This is a genomic window from Streptomyces thermoalcalitolerans (assembly GCF_039525155.1).
GTDB lineage: Bacteria > Actinomycetota > Actinomycetes > Streptomycetales > Streptomycetaceae > Streptomyces > Streptomyces thermovulgaris.
This window is the reverse complement of sequence record NZ_BAAAHG010000004.1, coordinates 48,367-69,422: the sequence shown is the minus strand read 5'-3', so window position 1 is coordinate 69,422 and position 21,056 is coordinate 48,367. Positions and strand designations below refer to the sequence as shown.

Genomic DNA, 21,056 nt, shown 5'->3' with positions numbered 1-21,056 from the left:
AGCCGCTCGAGACCGCGGGCCAGGGAGACCAGCCGGCCCCCGGCCGCGGCAGGCACCGCGGCCCGGCCTCCTCCCACGACGTCGAGGCCCCGCCCAGCGGCCGGCACCGCAAGCCGGCCGAGGGCACCGAAGCGGCCGCCTGACGGCACTTGGAGCGGCGAACGGCCCCGTCCCCGCCCGGCTCCCGGACGGATGCGACGGCCGCGCCGGCCGGCACCGCCGCGTCCTTCCCCTTGCCGCCCGGCCGCACCGCCGCCTCCCGCCGGAACAGCCCCGCCCACAGGAACGCCTTCCCGAAGTACGGCGACTCCTCCGGCTCGTCCCGCATCCGCCGCAGCTCCACCTCCGTCAGCTCCGCGAAGATCCGCCGCAGCGACCCGGGCGTGTAGGCGAGCCCGCCGTGCAGACGGCCGTCGCGGTACAGCTCGGCGTCGGACAGCTCGCATCCCATGCTCCCGGCCGCGAAACAGGTCAGCACCAGATGACCGCCGGGGGCCAGGACCCTCTCCACCAGGGCCAGATAGCTGATCCGGCGGTGCGGCGGCAGATGGTGGAAGCACCCGGAGTCATGGACGAGGTCGTAGGGGCCGGTGAGCCGCGCGCCGGCCTCCCCGAAGGCGTCCCCGTGCACGAACCGCACATCGGCCCCCGCCGTCCGGGCCCGCTCCCGTCCCCAGGCGATGGCCTCGGCCGACAGATCGACCGCGTCCACCTCGAACCCCCGCGCGGCGAGATACAGGGCGTTGCGCCCCGGCCCGCACCCCAGATCCAGTGCCCGGCGCCCGGTGACGATCCCCCGCTCCACCCACTCGGCGAGGTTCTCGTCCGGCTTGGCCACGAAGAAGGGCACCGGCCGCGACCGGTCGGCGTAGAACCCGTCCCACCAGCCGGCCGCATCGCCCGTCCAGCGGTCGGCGTCCGGTGCGAACAGCCCGTCCAGTAGCCGGAGCACGTCGTCCACGGTGCGGATGTCCCGGTCCATGCGGGTCCCCTCTCCCGGGCCCGTCCAGGGCCCGCTCCCAGTACCGCGACCGTAGCGCCGAACAGCCTGAAAGCCCAGGTCAGTTGGGGTGGGTGCGGTCGTGCGGGGCGTGCTGTCCGGGTGTGTGCGGGGCTGCCGCGGGCGCCGGAAGGGGATCGCACCGGGGCCGGACGGAAATCCCGCCCGGCCCCGCGTCACAGGCCTCCTGGGCGGCGAATCACGCCGTGCCTAGGAGACTTTTTCCGCGGAGCGCGGCAGCCACACCAGCATCAGCAGCGCCCCGAAGAGCAGCACGGCCGTACCGGTGAGGAAGACCGCCGCGTACCCCTCCGTCAGGGCCACCGGAGTGTTCCGGTCCCCCGTGCGGGCCGCCGCGACGGTCGACATGACCGCGAGGCCCAGGGAACCGCCCATGGTGCGGGAGGTGTTGATGAGCCCGGACACCAGCCCGGCGTCCTCGGGCGCCGCCCCGGAGGTGGCCAGCGCGGCGAGCGGGGTGCCCGCCACTCCCGCGCCCAGCATCATCAGGATCCCGGGGAACATGATGTCCGTGAGATAGGTGCCGTCCGCCCGCATCGTCGACTGCCAGGCGAACCCGGCGACCGCCACCAGCGTGCCCAGCACGGCGACATTGCGCTCCCCCGCCGCCCGCATCAGGCGCGGCGCCACCTTGGAGCCGACGACCACCGCCAGCGAACTGGGGACCAGGGCGAGTCCGGCGGCCAGCGGCGAGTAGCCGAGGACGTTCTGCGCGTACAGGGTCATGAAGAACCACATGCAGAACATCGCCGCGCCGGAGAGGAACATCGCCACGTTCGCGGACGCCACCGAGCGCACCCGCAGCAGCGCGAGCGGCATCAGCGGGGCGGCCGTGCGCGCCTCGACGGCGAGGAAGAGCCCGATGAGCACGAGCCCGGCGAGCAGGGGCACCAGCGTGGCCGTGGCCGTCCAGCCCTCCGCCTCGGTCTGCGAGATCCCGTACGCCAGGACCGCCAGCCCCGCCGTCACCAGCACCGCTCCGGGCAGATCCAGCCGGCGCCCGTCCCCGGCCCGGCTCTCCACCAGCCACCGCACGGCTCCGGCGAGCACCACCGCACCGATGGGCACGTTGATCAGCAGCACCCACCGCCACGACAGCCCCTGCACCAGGACTCCGCCGACCAGGCCGCCCGCCGCTCCGCCGCCCGCGCCGACCGCCGACCAGGTGGCTATGGCCCGGGCCCGGGCCGCCCCCTCGGGCACGGCGGCGGTCAGCAGCGTCAGGGTGGAGGGCGCCAGTACGGCCGCGCCCAGTCCCTGCACGGCCCGCGCGAGCAGCAGCTGCCACCCCTCCTGGGCCATGCCGCCGCCCAGCGAGGCCAGCGTGAACAGGCCGAGCCCCAGCAGGAACATGCGCTTGCGCCCGTACAGGTCCCCGGCCCGGCCGCCGAGCAGCATGAAGCCGGCGAACGCGATGGCGTAGGCGTTCACCACCCACTGCAGTCCCGAGGCGCTCAGCGCGAGGCCGGCCCGCATCGACGGCAGCGCCACGTTCACGACGGACACGTCCAGCACGACGAGGAACTGTCCGGCGCAGGCGAGGGCCACCACGAGCCAGGTGGGCGGCGACGCGGTGCGGCGGCGGACGGTCGGGGCGGTGTCAGCGGCTTCGAGCATGAGTGCCATGCTCTCAAGCCGCCCGTGCCCCTCGCATCGGATATTCGCCGGGGTGCCGATCGGTCCGCGGACCCAGGTCCCGCGCCCGGCCGACGCCGTCCGACGGGCGTACGGCGGGCCGTACAGCGGCCGTGTCGACGGCGGTATCGCGCCGGTATCGGCGGCGGTACGGCGTCCCGCCCGGCGCCCGTGCGCGTCCGGCTGAGATCCACGTCACCGCACCCCTGTCACCCGGCCGGCAGGGCGTGCGGCAGCATGGCCGCCGGAACGCACGCACCAACCGGAAGGACCCCGCCTCATGCCCGCGGTGCCCCCGTCCAAGCTCCCGGCCGCATCCGAGCAGGGAGGACCCCCGCCGGAGATCCTCGCCGCGTTCGAGGCCGCGAAGGGGTTCATGCCCGTCGACGAAGGGCTCGCGCTGTACGCGGCGGCCGTGGAGGCCGGGCGGCTCGGGCTGCCGTTGCTCGAGATCGGCACGTACTGCGGGCGTTCCACCCTCCTGCTCGCCGACGCGGCCCGGCGTGCCGGGGTCACCGCGCTCACCGTGGACCACCACCGCGGCAGCGAGGAACAGCAGCCCGGCTGGGAGTACCACGACCCGGAGACGGTCGACCCCGAGATCGGCCTGATGGACACGCTGCCCACCTTCCGGCGCACCCTGCACCGGGCCGGGCTGGAGGAGCACGTGGTGGCGCTCGTCGGCCGCTCGCCGCAGATCGCCGCCCTGTGGAACTCCCCGCTCGGCCTGGTCTTCATCGACGGCGGCCACACCGACGAGCACGCCGGCGCCGACTACGCGGGCTGGGCGCCACATGTGGCCGTGGGCGGCCTGCTGGTCATCCACGACGTGTTCCCCGACCCCGTGGACGAGTTCACCGGGCAGGCCCCGTACCGCATCTATCTCCGGGCCCTGGAGTCGGGGGAGTTCACCGAGGTCTCGGTGACCGGCTCGTTGCGCGTCCTGCGGCGAACGGAGGCGAGCGCCTCCGGGCACCGTTAAAGTCGCAGTCGTGTCCTACCCAGACCCCGTCTACGGTCCCCCGCAGTCCGAGCGTCCGCGCCGCCCCCGGCGCGGGCTGCTGACCGTCGCGCTCGCCGCGCTGGTGCCCGGGGCGCTGCTGGGGTGGGTGGCGTACGAGGCCGTGGGGTCCTCGGGCGGGGACTCGGGGCAGGCCGCCGCGCCGCCGTCGGCCACGGGCGGCCCCGCGCAGCCCGAGGAGTCGCTGCCGCCCTCCTCCGGCTCCCCCGGCCGGGACGACAGGAAGCCGAGCGCGTCGGCGAGTTCGACGCCCACCACCTCCGCACCCGCCGCCTTTGGGCCGCTCAAGGGGAAGGTCGTCGTCATCGACCCGGGACACAATCCCGGCAACTTCCGGCACACCGCCGAGATCAACCGCAAGGTGAACGTCGGCACTCACTTCAAGGAGTGCGACACCACCGGCACGTCCACCAACGACGGTTACACCGAGGCCCGGTTCACGCTGGATCTGGCCCATCGGCTGCGCGCGCTGCTCGAGGCGCAGGGCATCACGGTGAAGCTGACCCACGACAACGGCTCGCCGCCTTGGGGCCCGTGCGTGGACGAGCGCGCCCGGATCGGCAACGCCGCCCGCGCGGATGCCGCCGTCTCCCTCCACGCCGACGGATCGGCGCCGGGCAACCGCGGCTTCCATGTGATCCTCCCGGGGGCCGTGCACGCCGGCGCCGCCGACACCCGTCCGATCGTCGCCGCCTCCCGGGAACTCGGCGAGCGCATCGCGGGCAACCTCGTCCGCGCCACGGGTGAGGGACCGTCGAACTACCTCGGCAACGGCACCGGTCTTGTCACACGCAAGGACCTGGGCGGTCTCAATCTGTCAACGGTTCCGAAGGTGTTCGTCGAGTGCGGCAACATGCGCGACAGCAAGGACGCGGCGCTGCTGACCAGCGGTGATTGGCGTCAGAAGGCGGCGGAGGGGATCTCTGAGGGAATCGTGGGGTTTCTGCGCGGGTCCTGATCGGAGGGCTTGTCCCTGCGGACAGCCCGGGCATACGGACGATAATGTCGTCCGTACATTGAGGGCACCCCCCGCGCTTCGCACCGCGGCCTGACGGCGAGATGGTGACAGCGACGCCTCTACTGACGACGAGACGACCTGTGAAGGACCTGAAGTGAACATCCGCTCCCTCACTCGGGGCGATGGCGTGGTGATCGGAGCAGCGGTGTTGCTCTTCATCGCGTCGTTCCTCCGCCTGTACGACACGGACTTCGTGAAGACCACCGCCTGGGACGGGCTGGGTACGGGCCTCGGCCTCTACATGGGCGGGGTCATCGGTGCCGCGCTGATCGTCGTCAACCGGTGTCTGCCGCAGCCCCGCAAGGTGGCGGGCCTGGACCTGGGCACCGTGGGAACGGCGTTCTCGGTCCTCGCGGCGTGGATCCTGTTCTGGAACCTGGTGGACATTCCCGGCTCGGTCGACGCGGGTGCCGGTCTGATCCTCGGCTTCATCGCGGCCCTGCTCATGGCCGCCGCGGCCGTTGCCACCCCGCTGGTTCCCGCCCTCCAGGGGGCGCTGATCCCCGCCCCCAAGCCGGGCGCTCCGCAGCCCTACGGCGCGCAGCCCGCGGGCGGTTACGGCTACCCGGGTGCCCAGCCGCAGCCGTCGTACGGCGGGCAGCCTCAGCCGTTCGGCGGCGCCCAGCCGCAGCAGGGCCAGCAGAACCCGTCGGCGGGGACCTTCTCGCCGTTCTGGTTCGCCGTGCCGGCACCGCGTCCGCTGTTCGCGGAGGACGGCTCCCCCGCGCCGATCGCCGAACTGTCGCCGGGCGTGTGGTACTTGGCCGTGGAGCAGCGCGGCCAGGGCCTGCTGACCGAGATGCAGGACGGCCGCCGCGGTGTGCTGCAGGACACCTCCAACATCCAGCGCGGCTGACCGGCTCGCCCCGACAGTCCAACGGCCCCTCGCTCCTTCGGGCGGGGGGCCGTTGCCATGGCCGGCGGTGCCGGACAAGCCGGAGAAGGGGAGCAGGTCTAGGACTTGGCGCCCTGGTACAGCTCGGAGGTGGAGGGCACCTTGTTCTTGACCTCGGCGCCCGCGCTCTTCCCGGCTTTCTTGACCTCGTCGATGGTGTTGTTGATGTCCTTGACCGCCGAGCCGTCGCCCTTGCGGAGCTTGGACGGCAGCTGCTTCAGCTCGTCGACGCTCTTGGTGACCGGGGCGATGGCCTTGGAGAGCGTGGGGTCGCCCTTGGCGTTGCGCACGGCCGCCTTGAGGCGGTTGTACGCGAACGCGCCCGCGAGGCCGGCCTTGACGAGCGTCACCTTGCGGTGCTTGGCGCCCTTCTTGAACTTGCCTTCCTTGTACGGCTTCCAGATCCACTGATAGACGGCCCCGGCCGCGAGAGCCGCGTTCGCCACGAAGCGGGTCTTGGCGAACTTCTGCTTCTCCTCCGGAGTCGTGGGAGTGGGCGTGGGGGCCGCCATGGTGACGGTCGGATCCGGCCGCGTGGCGTTCTGCCCCATGGCCCACGCGGGGGAGGTACCGACGAGCAGAGCGCAGCAGAGAGTGAGGGCCACGACGAGGCGTCGTATCGGAACACGCACGGTTCCTCCAGAAACAACGGTGCTGTGAGTACTCCGTTGATCCGGGTGATCCCGGGTGTCCCTGCCGAAACAGTGCACCGAGGGCGTCCGCCCGTCACTCTCCGCACGCATGACGGGCGCCGTCCACCCCCCCTCGGGCGTCGCTCCGTGACCCCTCCGACACATCCGGTGCGCCATCGGGCCGGAGGGGAACCCCGGCTCCTCGCCGGCCGTGCCGTCCCCGGCCGTCCGCACCGCCGCCGACGGCGGCAGCGCCGGCGGCCCGTCTCCGTCAGTCGCAGCAGTCCGGGTCCAGGCCCCGGGGCAGGCGGTCGCCCGCGAAGACCGTGCAGGTGGCCTCGTGGCCGCCGAGCGCGGCGACGGCGAGGAGGAGCGCCCCGGCGGTCCAGGTGGTCAGTTCCTCCGGCCACACGGCCTTGTCCTCGTAGACGTAGCCCGTCCAGTACAGGCCGCTCTCCGGATCGCGCAGGTGCTGGATGGACTGCAGGATGTCCAGTGCGCGGTCGGACTCGCCCACCGCCCACAGGGTCAGGGCGAGTTCGGCCGACTCGCCGCCCGTCACCCACGGGTTGGGCACGACGCACCGCACCCCGAGGCCGGGCACCACGAAGCGGTCCCAGTCCGCCTCGATCCGCGCCTTCGCCTCCTCTCCGGTCAGCACGCCGCCCAGCACCGGGTAGTACCAGTCCATGGAGTAGCGGCTCTTGTCCAGGAACCGCTCCGGGTGCCTGCGGATCGCGTGTCTGAGCGCGCCCACCGCCAGCTCCCAGTCGGGCTGGGGCTCCTCACGGTGCTCCGCGATCGCCAGCGCACAGCACAGCGCGTGATGGATCGACGAGCAGCCGGTCAGCAGCGCGTCCGCCGTGTCCGTGCCGTCGTCCTCGCGCTTCCAGCCGATCTGCCCGCCCGGCTGCTGCAGCCGCAGCACGAACTCGACGGCCGCGTACACCACCGGCCACATGCGGTCCAGGAACGTGTCATCGCCCGTGGACAGGTAGTGGTGCCACACTCCGACGGCGACATAGGCGACGAAGTTCGTCTCCCGCCCGCGGTCGGTGACGTCGTCGTACGCCCCGTCGGCGTAGGCCGCGTACCAGGAGCCGTCGCCCAGCTGATGCCGGGCCAGCCAGAGGTACGCCCGCTCGGCCGCCTCGTGCTCTCCGGCCGCGTCCAGCGCCATCGCCGCCTCGACGTGGTCCCACGGGTCGAGGTGGTGGCCGCGGAACCACGGGATCGCCCCGTCGTCCCGCTGTGCGGCGAGGATGCCGCGCACGGTCGCAGCGGCCTGCCCGGCGGTGAGGACGCCGGGCAGGACCAGATGTTCGGTGCGGGGAGTGGTCACGGGGCGGCCGCCTCGCCGCTCGCGGCCGGCCGCGGCAGGTGCGGCTTGGTCGCGTACACCACGAAGCTCTTGCCGATCAGCGGGTTCAACGCCTGCTCGGCCACCCGCGTGACCAGCGGCTTCTTCATGATGTCCCAGACCAGCAGCTTGTGGTACGCCCGCACCGGCAGCGCCTTGTCGTTGTCGACGCCGAACGCGCACTTCAGCCACCAGTACGGCGAGTGCAGCGCGTGCGCGTGATGGGTGCCGTACGGTCTCAGACCGGCCTCGCGCATCTTCCTCAGCAGTTCGTCGGCCTTGTAGATGCGGATGTGTCCGCCCTCGACCTCGTGGTAGGCGTCGGACAGGGCCCAGCAGATCTTCTCCGGGCCGTAGCGGGGCACGGTGACCGCGATCCGGCCGCCCGGTTTCAACACCCGTACCATCTCGGCGAGTACGCCCTTGTCGTCCGGGATGTGCTCCATCACCTCGGAGATGATGACGACGTCGAACGACTCGTCGGGGAAGGGCAGGGCGAGGGCGTCGCCCTCCATCGCGGTGGCGGTGGCCCCGGCGGGTGCCTCCCCGGCCTCCTTCATCGCCGCGAACCACTTGGCGACCTCGCGGATCTCCTCGCCGTTGCGGTCCAGGGCCACGACCCGCGCGCCGCGCCGGTAGCACTCGAACGCGTGCCGGCCGGCACCGCAGCCGAGGTCCAGGACACGGTCGCCGGGAGCGAGCGGGAACCGGGAGAAGTCGACGGTCAGCACGTGGCCCTGCTTTCGTAGTCCGCTTCCACTGGGGCTTGTCGTACGGCTCGGTCCGGGGCCGTGGAGCCGCGTGGGCCCGGGTCCGTGGCGGGGGTCCCCCCGCGGGCGCGACGGCGGTCGCGGGCGAGGGCGAGGGCCTCGCGGTAGCGGGCCACCGTCCCCTCGGCGGCACGGGCCCAGGTGAAGTGCCGCAGCACCCGTTCGCGTCCGGCCGCGCCCAGCCGCGCCCGCAGCTCCGGGTCGCCCAGCAGCCGGCTCAGCCCGGCGGCCAGCGCCCCCGCGTCACCGGGCGGCACCGCGACGCATGTCTCGCCGTCGCGTCCGGCGACCTCCGGGATCGCGCCCCCGGTCGTGGCGACCAGCGGCGTGCCCGTGGCCATCGCCTCCGCCGCCGGCAGCGAGAAGCCCTCGTACAGCGACGGCACGCACGTGACCTGGGCCGAGCGGATCAGGTCGACCAGCTCGGCGTCCGAGATGCCCTTGACGAACTCGACGGCGTCCCCGATGCCGTACCGCTCGATCGCCTGCGCGACCGGCCCGTCCTCGGGCCGCTTGCCGACGACGACGAGGTGCGCCTCGGGGTGCTCGGTGCGGACCTTCGCCAGGGCCTCGACCAGGAAGACCAGACCCTTGAGCGGCACGTCCGCGCTGGAGGTGGTCACGATCCGCCCGGGGACCTGCGGCACGGCCGGGTCGGGCGAGAACAGGTCGGTGTCGGCGCCGATGTGGACCACATGGATACGGTCCTCGCGCACGCCCAGATGGTCGACGATCTCCTGGCGCGACGTCCCGGAGACGGTGAGCACGGACGGCAGCCGCCGCGCGACCCGCTTCTGCATACGGGTGAAGGCGTACCAGCGTCGTACGGATATCCGGCGCATCCGGCTGTCGGCGGCGTCCAGCTCCAACTGCCGGTCCACGGTGATGGGGTGATGGATGGTGGTGACCAGGGGCGCGCCGAGGTCCCCCAACAGCCCGTATCCGAGCGTCTGGTTGTCGTGGATGATGTCGAACTCGCCGCGGCGGGCGCGCAGATGGCGGCGGGCGCGCAGGCTGAACGTCAGCGGCTCGGGGAAGCCGCCGGTCCACATGGTGGCGACCTCCAGCACGTCGATCCAGTCGCGGTACTCGTCGCGCCCGGGGGTGCGGAAGGGGTCCGGCTGACGGTAGAGGTCGAGGCTGGGCAGCTTGGTGAGACTCAGTCGGCCGCCGCCGTGGCCGTCGCCCTCGTCCAGGGTGTCGAGGACCGGGTACGGCTGTGCGCCGATCACCTCGACCTGGTGGCCGAGACGGGCCAGCTCGCGCGAGAGGTGGCGGACATAGACACCCTGGCCGCCGCAGAACGGGTTTCCCTTGTAGGTGAGGAGTGCGATCCTGAGCGGTCGCTCGCCGTCTGCGGCGAAGTCCGTCGGGGACCCCGCCCGACTGGCCTCAGCGGTCACTCTGGGCCCCCTTCTGACTGCATTGCCCCGCGAGGTTACGCCGGGACGCTAACCTAGAACAAGTTTCAGACTTGATCGTCCAGGAGGCTTCGAATCTACCGGCAGGTAGCCGCGCTGTGAGCAGTGGATCAGGTGATTCGCGCCACGACCCGACGCCACTGCCTGCGGTCCGATGACCGGGCCTCACCGACTGTCACGGAACGGGACCCATGTCCGCGCACGCCAGGCCCTCCCGGCTCGTCACACCGCCCCTCACCGAGGGGCAGAAGGCCCGTCGCCGTCGCATTCTGCACGCGAGTGCGCGCCTGGCCTGCCGGGGCGGCTACGACGCCGTGCAGATGCGGGAGGTCGCGGACGCCTCGCAGGTGGCGCTCGGCACGCTCTACCGGTACTTCCCGTCCAAGGTGCATCTGCTGGTCGCGACGATGCAGGACCAGCTGGAGCATCTGCACGCCGCGCTGCGCAGGAAGCCGCCGGCCGGTGAGAGCGCGGCCGAGCGGGTGGCCGAGACGCTGATGCGCGCCTTCCGCGCCCTGCAGCGCGAGCCGCAGCTCGCCGACGCGATGGTCCGCGCCCTGACCTTCGCGGACCGCAGCGCGAGCCCCGAGGTCGACCAGGTGTCCCGGCAAACCACCGCGATCATCCTGGACGCGATGGGCCGGGAGAACCCCACCCCCGAGCAGCTGTCCGCGGTCCGCGTGGTCGAGCACACCTGGTTCTCGGCCCTGATCGCCTGGCTGTCGGGGCGCGCGTCGATCGCTCAGGTGAGGGCCGACATCGAGACGGCGTGCCGGCTGATCGAGCTGACGGCGCCCGAGGAAGAGCGGTGACAGCGGCCCGGAAGGGCGGCGGCGCGGGAGACGGCGCAGAAGGGCACGGGAGACGGCGCAGAAGGACGGGGAAGCGACGGGAAGCAGGGACGGGAGCGGCGGCCCGAAAGGGCAGGAGCCGGGAGACCCGGAAGGCCCGGAAGAGAGCCGGGAGACAGAGAGAAGACAGAGAAAGGACCTACGAGACGGGTTCCCTTCGCCGGTATTGTCCGGATCAGGTTCCAGGGGTCGCCGTCCAGTCCTGAGACTTTCCGGCCTCTCAGCCCGACCGTCGACGTCGGCCTCGGCGGGACACCTCTCGGCACCTCGCCCAAGTCGGCTACTCCGGTCGAACTCCCTCACTCGCCTCGTAGGCCACTTTCACTATATCCCTCCATAGTGGAACGGAACCACCCGAGACAGATTTTTCTCCTCTTTTTCTGCCGATGTCTTCCCGGCCGGGAATACCGGCTCGGGGCCCTTGCAACGGGCCGGTACAGTGATCGGCGTCGTCATCACACCCGTACGGGGGGAAGCCGGTGCGAATCCGGCGCTGACCCGCAACCGTGAGCCGTCCCGCGAGGGCGGTGAGCCGGAATGCCCCGGACGGGACGTGACCGGCTCATGTGCGTCGGCGGGCCGCCGGCGCACGGCACCGTCGAGGTCTGCGGAGCCGAGCCGCCGGGGTGTCCTGTCCCGTGCTGCCCGGCTCCCCCAGGGAGAGCCGAAGGGGTCCTCGCCCCAGAGGCGCACCGAACAGCACAGGGAGGCACCCGCCGATCATGAATGTCCGCCGCAGCGCCGCGGTCATCACCGCCGCCGTCACCGTGATCGGCCTCGCGGCACCCGCAGCCGTCGCAGACTCCTCCCCCGCTCCGTCCGCGTCGCCGTCGCTGCCCTCGGGGCTCTACGGCAGCACCGATCCCCAGTACGACGGTGTCTGGCGGCAGTCCCTCGCCCTGCTCGCGCAGCACACCGTGGGGGTGCGGCCCGCCGCCGAGGCCGTGGACTGGCTGACCGGACAGCAGTGCGCGGACGGCTCGTTCCCCGCCTTCCGCGCCGACCCGGGCAAGGCCTGTGACGCCAGGACGGCGGTCGACACCAACAGCACCGCCGCCGCCGTGCAGGCCCTCGCCGCGCTCGGCGGACACGACGCCGCGACCGGCAAGGCCGTCTCCTGGCTGAAGTCCGTGCAGAACAAGGACGGCGGATGGGGATACACGCCGGGCGGGCCCAGCGACGCCAACTCGACCTCGCTCGTCATCGGCGCGCTCGCCGCCGTGGGCGAGAAGCCCGAGAGCGTGGTGAAGAACGGCACGTCGCCCTACGACGCCCTGATGGGGTTCGCCCTGCCCTGCTCCGGTGACGGAGGCGGCGCCTTCGCCTACCAGCCGGACAAGAAGGGCGAACTCACCGCCAACGCGGACGCCACGGCCGCGGCGGTCGTCGGTGCCCTCGGGCAGGGCATGGCCGCCAAGGGCGGCAGCGGCAAGGACGCGGACGGCGCCGCCCGGTGCGTCGACGCCGGCAAGAACAACAAGAACAACAAGGGCGACAGGCCCGACCCGGCCCGGGCGGCGGCCAACGGGGCGTCGTACCTGGCGCGGGCCGTCGCCAAGGACGGTCACCTGGTCTCCTCGCTTCCCGGGGCCGACGACCAGCCCGACTACGGCAACACCGCCGACGCCGTCGTCGCCCTCGCCGTGCAGGGCGGGGCCGCACAGGCGCAGAAGCCGTTGAAGTGGCTGGAGCGGAACTTCAAGGAGTGGGCCGAGCAGAGCGGACCCGCCGCCTACGCCCAGCTCATCTTCGCCGCCCACGCCGCCGGGGCCGATCCGCGGGACTTCGGCGGGGTGGACCTGGTCGAGCGGCTCAACGCGACCGGGCCGGCGCCCCGGGCCGCCGACGGCAAGCAGGCCGAGGCCACCGCGAAGAACACCGCGAAGGATGTGGACTCCGCGCAGAACTCCCCATCCGGTACCTGGTGGGCCGTCGCCGGCGGCGTCCTTCTCGCCGCGGCGGCCGGCGTCGGCCTGGTGCTGCGCGGGCGCGGGAACAAGCAGCGGGAGCAGCAGCCGTGATACGCCGGGTCCGGATGTTCTGCGCCCTGACGGCGGCCGTCCTCCTGCTGGCGGCCGGTGCCGGGCAGGCCCAGGCCGTGGGGTACCGGTACTGGTCCTTCTGGGAGCGTGACGGCGACCGGTGGACGTACGCCACCGAGGGACCGTCCACGGCACGCCCTTCCGACGGTGAGGTGCAGGGGTTCCGGTTCGCGGTGAGCGAGGACTCCCAGGACGCCACCAAGCCGCGCGGGACGGCCGACTTCGCGGCCATCTGCGCCAGGACCCCGTCCCAAAAGGGCAGCAAGCGGGTCGCGCTCGTCCTCGACTTCGGCACGCGCGAGGACGCTCCGGCCGGGGAGACCCCGCCGGCCCCGCGCACCGTCTGTGCCCGGGTGCCCGCCGACGCGACCACCGCGGAGGCCCTGGCGGCTGTCGCGGGACCGCTGCGCTACAACACCAACGCCCTGCTGTGCGCCATCTCCGGATATCCGAAGAAGGGGTGCGGCGAGCAGGTGACCGCGGAGAAGGACTCCGCGGGGAACACGGAAAACGCAGCGAAGGGGAAGAGCAGGACCGCCGAGGAGGAGAGCGGGTCCGGACCGGGCCCGTCCGTCGGTCTTCTCGCCGGCGGTGCCGCGGTGCTGGCGCTGGGCGCGGCGGCGGTGTGGCAGGCGCGGCGGCGCGGGAATGCGTGACAGCGTGCACGCGGGGGCCTGGTGGCTGTGGGCCTTGGGTCTGGGGACCGCGGCCACCCGCACCACCAACCCGCTGCTGCTCGGTCTGCTCCTCGCGGTCTCCGGCTATGTCGTGGCGACCTGCCGTCCCGCCACGCCCTCCGCCCGCGCCTACACCGCCTTCCTCAAGCTCGCCCTCGCCGTGCTCGTCATCCGTCTCGTCTTCGCCGTCGTGCTCGGCTCGCCCATCCCCGGAACGCATGTGCTCGTCTCCCTTCCCGAAGTCCCCCTGCCCGACTGGGCGCAGGGCATCCGGCTCGGGGGCAGGGTGACGGCCGAGGCGGTCGTCTTCGCGCTGTACGACGGCCTGAAGCTGGCCACCCTGCTGGTCTGCGTGGGCGCCGCGAACGCCCTCGCCACCCCCGCCCGGCTGCTCAAGTCCCTTCCCGGCGCGCTGTACGAGATCGGTGTCGCCGTCGTCGTCGCGCTCACCTTCGCCCCGCATCTGATCGCCGACGCCCGGCGCCTGCGGGCCGCCCGCCGGCTGCGGGGCCGCCCCGACCGGGGGGTGCGCGGGCTGCTGCAGGTCGGACTGCCGGTCCTGGAGGGCGCGCTGGAGCGCTCGGTGGCCCTCGCCGCCGCGATGGACGCCCGCGGCTACGGCCGTACCGCCGAGGTCCCGCCCGCCGTGCGCCGGACGACCGCCGCGCTCACCCTCGGGGGTCTGCTGGGCGTCTGCGCCGGGACGTACGGGCTGCTCACCGCCGAGGGCGGCACCTATGGCCTTCCGGTGCTGCTCGCCGGGCTCGCCGCCGCCCTGGCCGGCCTGTGGCTGGGCGGGCGCCGGTCCCCTCGCACCCGCTACCGTCCCGACACCTGGAATCCGCGGTCCTGTGCCGTGGCGGCGTCGGGCGCGGTGGTCGCGGCGCTGCTGGCCCTCGCCGCCGCCCGGGACCCCGGGGCCCTGCACCCGGGGGTGGTGCCGCTGGTCGCGCCCGCTCTTCCGCTGTGGCCCGCCGCCGCCGTGCTCCTCGGTCTGCTCCCGGCCGTCGCCGCGCCCGCACGTCCCGCCCCCGCGCACTCCGCTGCCGCACGTCCTGTCCCCGCGCACTCCGCTGCCGCCCGTCCCGTTGTCAAGGAGCCGTCGTGATCCGCTTCGAGAATGTCTCCGTGACGTACGACGGGGCGGACCGGCCCACCGTCCGGGGCGTCGACTTCGAGGTGCCCGAGGGGGAACTCGTGCTGCTCGTCGGGCCGTCCGGCGTCGGCAAGTCCACCGTGCTCGGTGCGGTCAGCGGGCTGGTGCCGCACTTCACCGGCGGCACCCTGCGCGGACGGGTCACCGTGGCCGGACGGGACACCCGCACCCACAAGCCGCGCGAGCTCGCCGATGTGGTCGGCACCGTCGGCCAGGACCCGCTGTCGCACTTCGTCACGGACACCGTGGAGGACGAACTCGCCTACGGCATGGAGTCGCTGGGGCTCGCCCCGGACGTCATGCGGCGGCGTGTGGAGGAGGTCCTGGACCTGCTGGGCCTGGCCGGTCTGCGCGACCGTCCCCTCTCCACGCTCTCCGGCGGCCAGCAGCAGCGGGTCGCGATCGGCTCGGTCCTCACCCCGCACCCGAAGGTCCTGGTCCTGGACGAACCGACCTCGGCACTCGACCCGGCCGCCGCCGAGGAGGTCCTCGCCGTGCTGCAGCGGCTGGTGCACGACCTCGGCACGACGGTCCTCATGGCCGAGCACCGCCTGGAACGTGTCGTCCAGTACGCCGACCAGGTCGTCCTGCTGCCCGCACCGGGCGCCGCCCCGCTGGTGGGCGCCCCGGCCGACGTCATGGCCGTGTCCCCCGTGTATCCGCCGGTGGTGGACCTGGGCCGGCTGGCGGGCTGGTCCCCGCTGCCCCTGACCGTGCGGGACGCCCGCCGCCGGGCCGCGGATCTCCGGCAGCGACTGGACGGGCGGGAGCCCGTGCCCGCGGGGCCGGCACCGGCCACGGCACCCCCGTCTCCACCGCCCCGGCGGCCGTCGCGGTGGCGGCTGCGGCGCCGGGACGTGCCCGAGGCCGCTCCGGCGGGCGCGCCCGCGGCCGAGGTCCGCTCCCTCACCGTGGTCCGCGACGGCGTCCGGGCGCTGCGGGGCGTGGAGCTGTCCGTCGCCCCGGGGGAGACCGTCGCGCTCATGGGCCGCAACGGCGCCGGGAAGTCCACGCTGCTCGGCACGCTCGTCGGACTGGTCGAGCCGTCCGGCGGATCGGTGCGGGTGGGCGGCGCGGTCCCGCACCGCACGGCACCGCGCGAGCTGGTACGGCGGGTCGGCCTCGTCCCGCAGGAGCCGCGCGATCTGCTGTACGCCGACACGGTCGCCGCCGAGTGCGCGGCGGCCGACCGGGACGCGCAGGCCGCCCCCGGAACCTGCCGTGCGCTGGTCTCCGGTCTGCTGCCCGGTGTCACCGACGACACCCACCCCCGGGATCTGTCCGAGGGGCAGCGGCTGGCCCTGGCGCTGGCCGTCGTGCTCACCGCGCGTCCGCCCCTGCTGCTGCTCGACGAGCCGACGCGCGGACTGGACTACGGCGCGAAGGCCCGTCTGGTCGCCCTGCTGCGCGATCTCGCCGCCGAGGGGCACGCCATCGTGCTCGCCACCCATGACGTGGAGCTGGCCGCCGAGCTGGCCCACCGGGTGGTCCTGCTCGCCGAGGGCGAGGTGATCGCCGACGGTCCGACGGCCGAGGTGGTGGTGTCGTCCCCGTCCTTCGCCCCGCAGGTCACCAAGATCCTGGCTCCGCAGCGGTGGCTCACGGCCGCCCAGGTCCGCGAGGCGCTGGCATGAAGTCCGTACAGCCCGCGCACCCCGCACAGCCCGCGCCCTCCGCGCAGCCCGCGCGATCCGGGCGGTCCGGGCGGCCCGTTCCCCAGGTCCGGCCCGTCCGTCTGGGCCCCCGCTCCCTCGCCGCGCTCGTCCTGGTCAGCGCCGTCGGGGCGGCCGCCTTCGTCTGGCCGTTCCTCGCACCGCCCACCTCGCAGCTCAGCGCTCACGCGCAGGACGCGCCCTGGCTCTTCGCGGGCCTGCTCGTCCTGCTCGTCGCCGTGGTCGCCGCGACGATCTCCGAGTCCGGGCTCGGCCCGAAGGCCGTCGCCCTGCTCGGTGTGCTGGCCGCGACGGGGGCCGCGCTGCGTCCCATCGGGGCCGGGACGGCCGGGATCGAGCCCATGTTCTTCCTGATGGTGCTGAGCGGGCGGGTGCTCGGGCCGGGCTTCGGGTTCGTGCTGGGCGCGGTGACGATGTTCTCCTCCGCGCTGCTCACGGGCGGGGTGGGCCCGTGGCTGCCGTTCCAGATGCTGGCCATGGGGTGGTTCACCATGGGCGCGGGCCTGCTGCCGGGCCCGGACCGTCTGCGCGGCCGCGCGGAGTCGGTGCTGCTGGCCCTCTACGGCTTTCTGGCCGCCTTCGCCTACGGCACGGTCATGAACCTCGCGGGCTGGCCCTTCATGAGCACCCTCGCCTCCTCCATCGCCTTCGACCCGCAGGCGGACGTCACCGCCAACCTGGCCCGCTTCGTGGCGTACTGCCTGGCCACCTCGCTCGGCTGGGACCTGGGCCGGGCCTCCGTCACCGTCGTCCTGACCCTGACGATCGGCCCCGCCGTCCTCAGGGCCCTGCGCCGGGCCACCCGCCGGGCCGCCTTCGAGACACCGGTCACGTTCGACGCACCCGCACCGTGACCTCCGGCGACACGCCCTTCACCGTGGGCGACGCGCCCGGTGAAGAGGCGCACATGACGCAGATCACCTCCGAAGCCGGGTCGTAGTCGCGCACGCCTGGCATGCTCGCGACTTCACCCGCGCTGACCTGGGCGGTGAGAGCCGGCTCACACAAACGACCTTCACCCCGAATGCGACGACCACTAGTAAAAGGGGTGTTTGCCGACGGATGGGCCTCCTGCTTCTCTGGGCGGCGTCGCCGGGCGCCGGCGGACCCCACGGGTCCCGGACTGTCCGCGACTTCTGTCCGTCCCGACGCATGAGGTTCCCAGAGGTTCCCCCGTGACCGTCTCCTTCGTCCGCCGCATCGCCGCCCCGAAGAAGGCCCTCACCACCGCCGCCGTGGCCGCCGCCACCGCCGGCGTGGCCCTCACCTCCGCTCCCGCTCCCGCTCACGCGGCGCCGACGTACTCGGCCGCCGAGGCGAAGGCGATCGCGCGTCAGATGATCCCGGACGACGCGCAGTTCCAGGCGTTCAGCAACATCGTCCAGCGCGAGAGCAACTGGAACGTCACGGCCACCAACCCCTCCTCCGGCGCCTACGGCCTGGTCCAGGCGCTGCCCGCCTCCAAGATGGCCTCGGCCGGCCCGGACTGGAGGACCAACCCCCGGACCCAGATCAAGTGGGGTCTGGACTACATGAAGTCCCGCTACGGCAGCCCGGTCGGCGCCTGGAAGTTCTGGCAGGCCAACGGCTGGTACTGACCTCGAACTTCCGTGACGGTCCGCCGACGGAGTCGGCGGACCGTCACGCTTTCGGCGGCTGATGGTGGGCATGCCAGGTGCCCGAGTGTCGCCTCGGGTGGGCACCGGGTTCCACTGCTCCAAACTGAGCTGGTGTTTTCGTAGGAGCGGGGAAGATGCTGGTCAGCCGGGGTTCGGAAGGTGGGGGAGCCGTCCGAGGGCGCCTGTGATCTCGTGGGTCCATGGCCAGTGGGCCGCGAGGCGGAGGATGCGGCGTCGGCCGGTGGTGACGAGCTGGGCGGCCGCGGAGAAGAGGCGGAACCGCAGACGGCGGGGTTCCCAGAGACGGGCTTTGCCGGTCAGGGCGAGCAGGGGCATCCTCCCCCGGACTCCGTCCGGGGGTACCCCCAGCCAGCAGGTCGAGGGCGATCTGCACGATCTCCAGCCAGACCCGGTTCTGCGTGGTGTGATGCAGGGGCAGGTTGCGCAGACCGGTGGCCCGGGCGGTAAGGATGCCCCGAGTCAGCGTTCGGCGGCGTCCCTCCAGTAGTCCTTCAGCATCTCACTGGGCCACGCGGGCTGGGTGACGGTGCCGCGCGGCAGGAACTCCTTGAAGACCGCCACCAGGTCCACCACCAGCGTGCCGTCGTCCGCATCGAGGTCGGCGACGTGCAGGTCCCGTCCGTCGACGCGGAGCAGCCTGGGGAACGAGGTCGCGAGGCGAGCCGGACGCCGGTGGTTGTGGTGCACGAAGGTTCCCGTCGCCGGCCAGTCCGGGTTGTCCCGCGGGCTGCGCGCGTGGAGGGCAACGTCTTCAGGAGAGCCGAAGTTGAAGAACCAGGTGACCTGGAGGTGAGAGAACTCCTCGATCCCCTGCAGGGTCTCCTCCGGGTACTCCGGGCGCAGCCGAATGATCGACTCCACACCGCCCTTGAAGTCGTCGAGGCGTCCCTTGTGACCTCCGACCACTTCGGCGATCACCGGCACCTCGATGGACTGTGTGGACACGGGTCCCCCCTCCTCCGCTCGCGGCCCGGCGAGGCGGTCAGCCACAGCGTACCCGCCTCCTTCACCATGGCACCGTCAGGCTACTCGTTCGAGTACGGCCTTGGCGCGCTCGTCGATCTCCGCGGCCACGCCGATTCCCCGATTGCGGAAGGGGGACAGCACCCGGCGCATGGTCACGGCTGCCTCGCGCGCTCTGCCCGACTGGACACCCTCCATCGCGTCCGGGGCCTGTGCCCACGTGTGGCACGCGGCCTCCACGTTCCCTTTGCGGGCCTGCACCATACCCATGTAGCCCAAGGTCACCGCGTGGGTCCGGCTGAAGGTGTCGGCCTTCCTGGTCAGCACACTGTTGTTGAATTCTCGGAGCGCTCCGTCGAGATCGCCAAGCGTCCACAAGGCGCGGGCGGTCTCGTGGGCCAGGGATGCCTGCTGGAAGAACCACACCCGACTCGGATCCTCGTCGCCGACGTCCGCCGCAGTGAGGTCGTCCTCGGCGCGGAGAAGCGCTGCGATCGCGGCCCGCTTCTGTCCGTCGGCGGCAAGGCTGCGTGCCTGCACCACACCGAGCAGTGCCCGCTCGCGAGGGGTCACGAGGGTGTACCGCTTACGCTCCACGGAAGCCGTGGCGAGGTCGACGGCAGTCCGTGGGTGGCCGAGGTCCATTGCCTGGTGAGCCATCGCCCGCAGGATGTGGCCGGCGAGCGGAGCGTCGTCGGCTTCCGCCGCGAGCTTCAGGGCCAGCGTGAAGTAGCGACGGGCAGCCTCATGGTGGGAGGCGTCGAAGCTCATCCAGCCGGCGACGTACACCGCCTCGGAGGCAGCGGCGAGGAGGGCACGACGGGTGTCGTCGCTGGTGAACACCCCGCCAACGTACCTGGCAACGTCGTCGACGAGGTACTGGCAGAAGGCCGTGCGGCCGTCCATGCCGCCGTGGCGCTGGTCTCTTCGAGAGAAGAAATCCGTCATCTCACGCACAGCGCTGACTTCGACGGACCCGACCCTGCGGCCCGCCACGGCGGGGCGGGACCTCGCCCGTTGGGGAGCCTCATCCCACCACTGCTGTCCAGGAAGAACCAGGCCACCGACCGAGTAGGCGGCGCCGGCCAGCAGTCGGCGGCGTTCGAGATCCACGTCTCTTCTCCCAAGGTCTACCAGCGCAGTCAGCGTATCGACATTCCACTCCGATGCTGTGACTGCGTCCGCGCCTGACACGGAGAGCCCGATCTCAGCTGGTGTGATGGGGCGTTGCAGTCGCCGGGACAACGTCTCGCACAAGACAAGGGGCGCTCTGCCCGAGGGCTGCGTTCCCGCCACCCACATGGCGATGTGCGAGCGGCTGGTGCCCAACAGCTCCTTTGCTCCCACCTCGGCCGCAACCCTCACGAAGGCAGCCGCCACTTTCTGCTGCGACCAGCCTGTTTCCGCGATTGCGTCGGCCAGCTTCACGTTCCGCTCGCGCGCCATCGTCTACCTCGGTCCACCAAAACGATCTTTGACGGGTTTGACGGCCCCGGCAGCCGCCGGGAGATACCGCCGCGATGTGATCCACGGTTCGCTTGTGGTCAACGAAACCACCAAGTGCCTTTGTCCGGGAGGAAACCGGTGAAGACCAGCCACACGACTGCATCAATACCCGGACTGGGTCGGGCGACGGACGCGCTCCCGCTCCGGCGTCCGGCGTACGGCGCCTCGACCACCCCCACCAGTGGCCGTACTCGTGCAGAACCTCCGCCGCTTCGGCCACTCCGACAAGACCGCCGATCGAGTCCTCCGCGGGCTCAAGCACCAGTTGTGAGAAGGCGAGCATGGACCGAATCGAAAGTCTGGGCAGTGTGATCAGCACTCCCGAACAGAAGAAGAGCCTGACGCTCGCCGCCAACGACAGGGCTCCGGGCAAAGCCCGGTCCTTCACCCGGGAAGCGCTGACGGCGTGGGGAATGGAAGACCTTCTGGACCAGGTTGTATTGATCGTCAGCGAGCTCACCACCAACGCCGAGCGGCACGGCCGAACTCCGGGCGCCGGCCAGAGCCTTCCGCCCAGAGTGGAAGGCGAGCCCGTCGAAGAGATCACGCTGACGTCAGCCCTGCAGGCCGGTGTTGTGGGGATCGAGGTCGAAGACAACTCCCCTGAGCCCCCAGTGCCTCAGACCGTCTCGCTCCATGCCACCAGCGGACGGGGTCTGCACATCGTGTCGGCAGCGGCCGACGCCTGGACCGTCTGCCCCAGGGAAGACGGACGCGGCAAGAGAGTGATCGCTCTCGTGAGACGCACCGAGTCGCCCTTCACCTCCTGACGCCT

At 72.4% G+C, this 21,056-nt stretch carries 18 protein-coding genes, 2 pseudogenes and 1 riboswitch; of the genes and pseudogenes, 11 read left to right on the top strand and 9 right to left on the bottom strand.

All coding sequences use genetic code 11. The annotated features are described in order from the left end of the window. Positions 1–259: 259 nt before the first annotated feature. Positions 260–982 (bottom strand): annotated as a pseudogene (locus ABD224_RS04140) (class I SAM-dependent methyltransferase); the annotation flags it as partial. A gap of 228 nt (positions 983–1,210) precedes the next feature. After that, complete coding sequence (locus ABD224_RS04135; protein ID WP_344046859.1) at positions 1,211–2,647, bottom strand: MFS transporter; 1,437 nt, start codon at positions 2,645–2,647, stop codon at positions 1,211–1,213. Between the two features lie 289 nt (positions 2,648–2,936). Between ABD224_RS04135 and ABD224_RS04130 the strand changes: the two genes are divergently transcribed. The 3 genes from ABD224_RS04130 to ABD224_RS04120 all read left to right on the top strand — a co-directional run bounded on the left by ABD224_RS04130 (position 2,937) and on the right by ABD224_RS04120 (position 5,551). Beyond that, positions 2,937–3,638 (top strand): class I SAM-dependent methyltransferase, encoded by a 702-nt coding sequence (locus ABD224_RS04130; protein WP_344046857.1) that lies wholly within the window; start codon positions 2,937–2,939, stop codon positions 3,636–3,638. 10 nt (positions 3,639–3,648) lie between these two features. Next, a complete protein-coding gene (locus tag ABD224_RS04125; protein WP_344046855.1) occupies positions 3,649–4,635 on the top strand; it encodes an N-acetylmuramoyl-L-alanine amidase in 987 nt (328 codons plus the stop codon). Positions 4,636–4,789: 154 nt separating this feature from the next. Continuing rightward, complete coding sequence (locus tag ABD224_RS04120) at positions 4,790–5,551, top strand: DUF5336 domain-containing protein (RefSeq protein WP_344046852.1); 762 nt, start codon at positions 4,790–4,792, stop codon at positions 5,549–5,551. Between the two features lie 98 nt (positions 5,552–5,649). Here the strand turns inward: ABD224_RS04120 and ABD224_RS04115 are convergent, their stop codons facing one another. The 4 genes from ABD224_RS04115 to ABD224_RS04100 form a co-directional block, all read right to left on the bottom strand. Then, complete coding sequence (locus tag ABD224_RS04115) at positions 5,650–6,222, bottom strand: hypothetical protein (RefSeq protein WP_344046850.1); 573 nt, start codon at positions 6,220–6,222, stop codon at positions 5,650–5,652. A 271-nt stretch (positions 6,223–6,493) separates the two neighbouring features. Beyond that, positions 6,494–7,564 (bottom strand): prenyltransferase, encoded by a 1,071-nt coding sequence (locus tag ABD224_RS04110; protein ID WP_344046848.1) that lies wholly within the window; start codon positions 7,562–7,564, stop codon positions 6,494–6,496. Continuing rightward, positions 7,561–8,313: a class I SAM-dependent methyltransferase gene (locus tag ABD224_RS04105; RefSeq protein WP_344046846.1), complete on the bottom strand. Its 753-nt coding sequence runs from the start codon at positions 8,311–8,313 to the stop codon at positions 7,561–7,563. Before ABD224_RS04105 ends, ABD224_RS04110 begins: the two co-directional genes overlap by 4 nt. Continuing rightward, a complete protein-coding gene (locus ABD224_RS04100) occupies positions 8,307–9,755 on the bottom strand; it encodes a glycosyltransferase family 4 protein (protein ID WP_344046844.1) in 1,449 nt (482 codons plus the stop codon). The genes ABD224_RS04105 and ABD224_RS04100 overlap by 7 nt, the downstream gene beginning before the upstream one ends. Before the next feature lie 209 nt (positions 9,756–9,964). Here ABD224_RS04100 and ABD224_RS04095 point away from each other — a divergent pair, with 209 nt between their 5' ends. From ABD224_RS04095 to ABD224_RS04065, 7 genes are all read left to right on the top strand, one after another. Continuing rightward, positions 9,965–10,585, top strand: a complete 621-nt coding sequence (locus tag ABD224_RS04095; RefSeq protein ID WP_344046842.1) for a TetR family transcriptional regulator — start codon at positions 9,965–9,967, stop codon at positions 10,583–10,585. Between the two features lie 511 nt (positions 10,586–11,096). Continuing rightward, positions 11,097–11,155: riboswitch (cobalamin riboswitch) on the top strand. Between the two features lie 191 nt (positions 11,156–11,346). Continuing rightward, positions 11,347–12,645, top strand: a complete 1,299-nt coding sequence (locus tag ABD224_RS04090; RefSeq protein ID WP_344046840.1) for an SCO2321 family membrane protein — start codon at positions 11,347–11,349, stop codon at positions 12,643–12,645. Positions 12,646–12,659: 14 nt separating this feature from the next. Further along, positions 12,660–13,322, top strand: coding sequence for an SCO2322 family protein (locus tag ABD224_RS04085; RefSeq protein WP_344047122.1), 663 nt, complete (start codon positions 12,660–12,662; stop codon positions 13,320–13,322). Then, positions 13,315–14,451, top strand: a complete 1,137-nt coding sequence (locus tag ABD224_RS04080; protein ID WP_344046838.1) for a CbiQ family ECF transporter T component — start codon at positions 13,315–13,317, stop codon at positions 14,449–14,451. Before ABD224_RS04085 ends, ABD224_RS04080 begins: the two co-directional genes overlap by 8 nt. Beyond that, positions 14,448–16,133, top strand: a complete 1,686-nt coding sequence (locus ABD224_RS04075; RefSeq protein ID WP_344046836.1) for an ABC transporter ATP-binding protein — start codon at positions 14,448–14,450, stop codon at positions 16,131–16,133. Before ABD224_RS04080 ends, ABD224_RS04075 begins: the two co-directional genes overlap by 4 nt. Further along, entirely contained in the window at positions 16,130–17,026 is an 897-nt protein-coding gene (locus tag ABD224_RS04070) for an ECF transporter S component (protein WP_344046834.1), read from the top strand. Before ABD224_RS04075 ends, ABD224_RS04070 begins: the two co-directional genes overlap by 4 nt. A gap of 321 nt (positions 17,027–17,347) precedes the next feature. After that, positions 17,348–17,770, top strand: coding sequence for an aggregation-promoting factor C-terminal-like domain-containing protein (locus tag ABD224_RS04065; RefSeq protein WP_344046832.1), 423 nt, complete (start codon positions 17,348–17,350; stop codon positions 17,768–17,770). Between the two features lie 162 nt (positions 17,771–17,932). On the opposite strand, the pseudogene ABD224_RS04060 reads toward ABD224_RS04065, so the two are convergent. The 3 genes and pseudogenes from ABD224_RS04060 to ABD224_RS04050 form a co-directional block, all read right to left on the bottom strand. After that, positions 17,933–18,296 (bottom strand): annotated as a pseudogene (locus tag ABD224_RS04060) (transposase); the annotation flags it as partial. Beyond that, positions 18,272–18,757: a TrmO family methyltransferase domain-containing protein gene (locus tag ABD224_RS29415; protein WP_158100406.1), complete on the bottom strand. Its 486-nt coding sequence runs from the start codon at positions 18,755–18,757 to the stop codon at positions 18,272–18,274. The pseudogene ABD224_RS04060 and the gene ABD224_RS29415, both read right to left, overlap by 25 nt. Positions 18,758–18,832: 75 nt before the next feature. After that, positions 18,833–20,221, bottom strand: a complete 1,389-nt coding sequence (locus tag ABD224_RS04050) for an NsdA family TPR-like regulatory protein (RefSeq protein WP_344046830.1) — start codon at positions 20,219–20,221, stop codon at positions 18,833–18,835. 341 nt (positions 20,222–20,562) lie between these two features. Between ABD224_RS04050 and ABD224_RS04045 the strand changes: the two genes are divergently transcribed. Then, positions 20,563–21,051 (top strand): ATP-binding protein, encoded by a 489-nt coding sequence (locus tag ABD224_RS04045; protein WP_344046828.1) that lies wholly within the window; start codon positions 20,563–20,565, stop codon positions 21,049–21,051. Positions 21,052–21,056: the final 5 nt, after the last annotated feature.

What these genes read in the sequence shown, in the direction of transcription:
- ABD224_RS04135 (WP_344046859.1), bottom strand. Translation starts at nt 2,647, where the DNA reads ATGGCACTCATGCTCGAAGCCGCTGACACCGCCCCGACCGTCCGCCGC.
- ABD224_RS04130 (WP_344046857.1), top strand. Translation starts at nt 2,937, where the DNA reads ATGCCCGCGGTGCCCCCGTCCAAGCTCCCGGCCGCATCCGAGCAGGGA.
- ABD224_RS04095 (WP_344046842.1), top strand. Translation starts at nt 9,965, where the DNA reads ATGTCCGCGCACGCCAGGCCCTCCCGGCTCGTCACACCGCCCCTCACC.
- ABD224_RS04090 (WP_344046840.1), top strand. Translation starts at nt 11,347, where the DNA reads ATGAATGTCCGCCGCAGCGCCGCGGTCATCACCGCCGCCGTCACCGTG.
- ABD224_RS04085 (WP_344047122.1), top strand. Translation starts at nt 12,660, where the DNA reads ATGTTCTGCGCCCTGACGGCGGCCGTCCTCCTGCTGGCGGCCGGTGCC.
- ABD224_RS04080 (WP_344046838.1), top strand. Translation starts at nt 13,315, where the DNA reads ATGCGTGACAGCGTGCACGCGGGGGCCTGGTGGCTGTGGGCCTTGGGT.
- ABD224_RS04070 (WP_344046834.1), top strand. Translation starts at nt 16,130, where the DNA reads ATGAAGTCCGTACAGCCCGCGCACCCCGCACAGCCCGCGCCCTCCGCG.
- ABD224_RS04050 (WP_344046830.1), bottom strand. Translation starts at nt 20,221, where the DNA reads ATGGCGCGCGAGCGGAACGTGAAGCTGGCCGACGCAATCGCGGAAACA.
- ABD224_RS04045 (WP_344046828.1), top strand. Translation starts at nt 20,563, where the DNA reads ATGGACCGAATCGAAAGTCTGGGCAGTGTGATCAGCACTCCCGAACAG.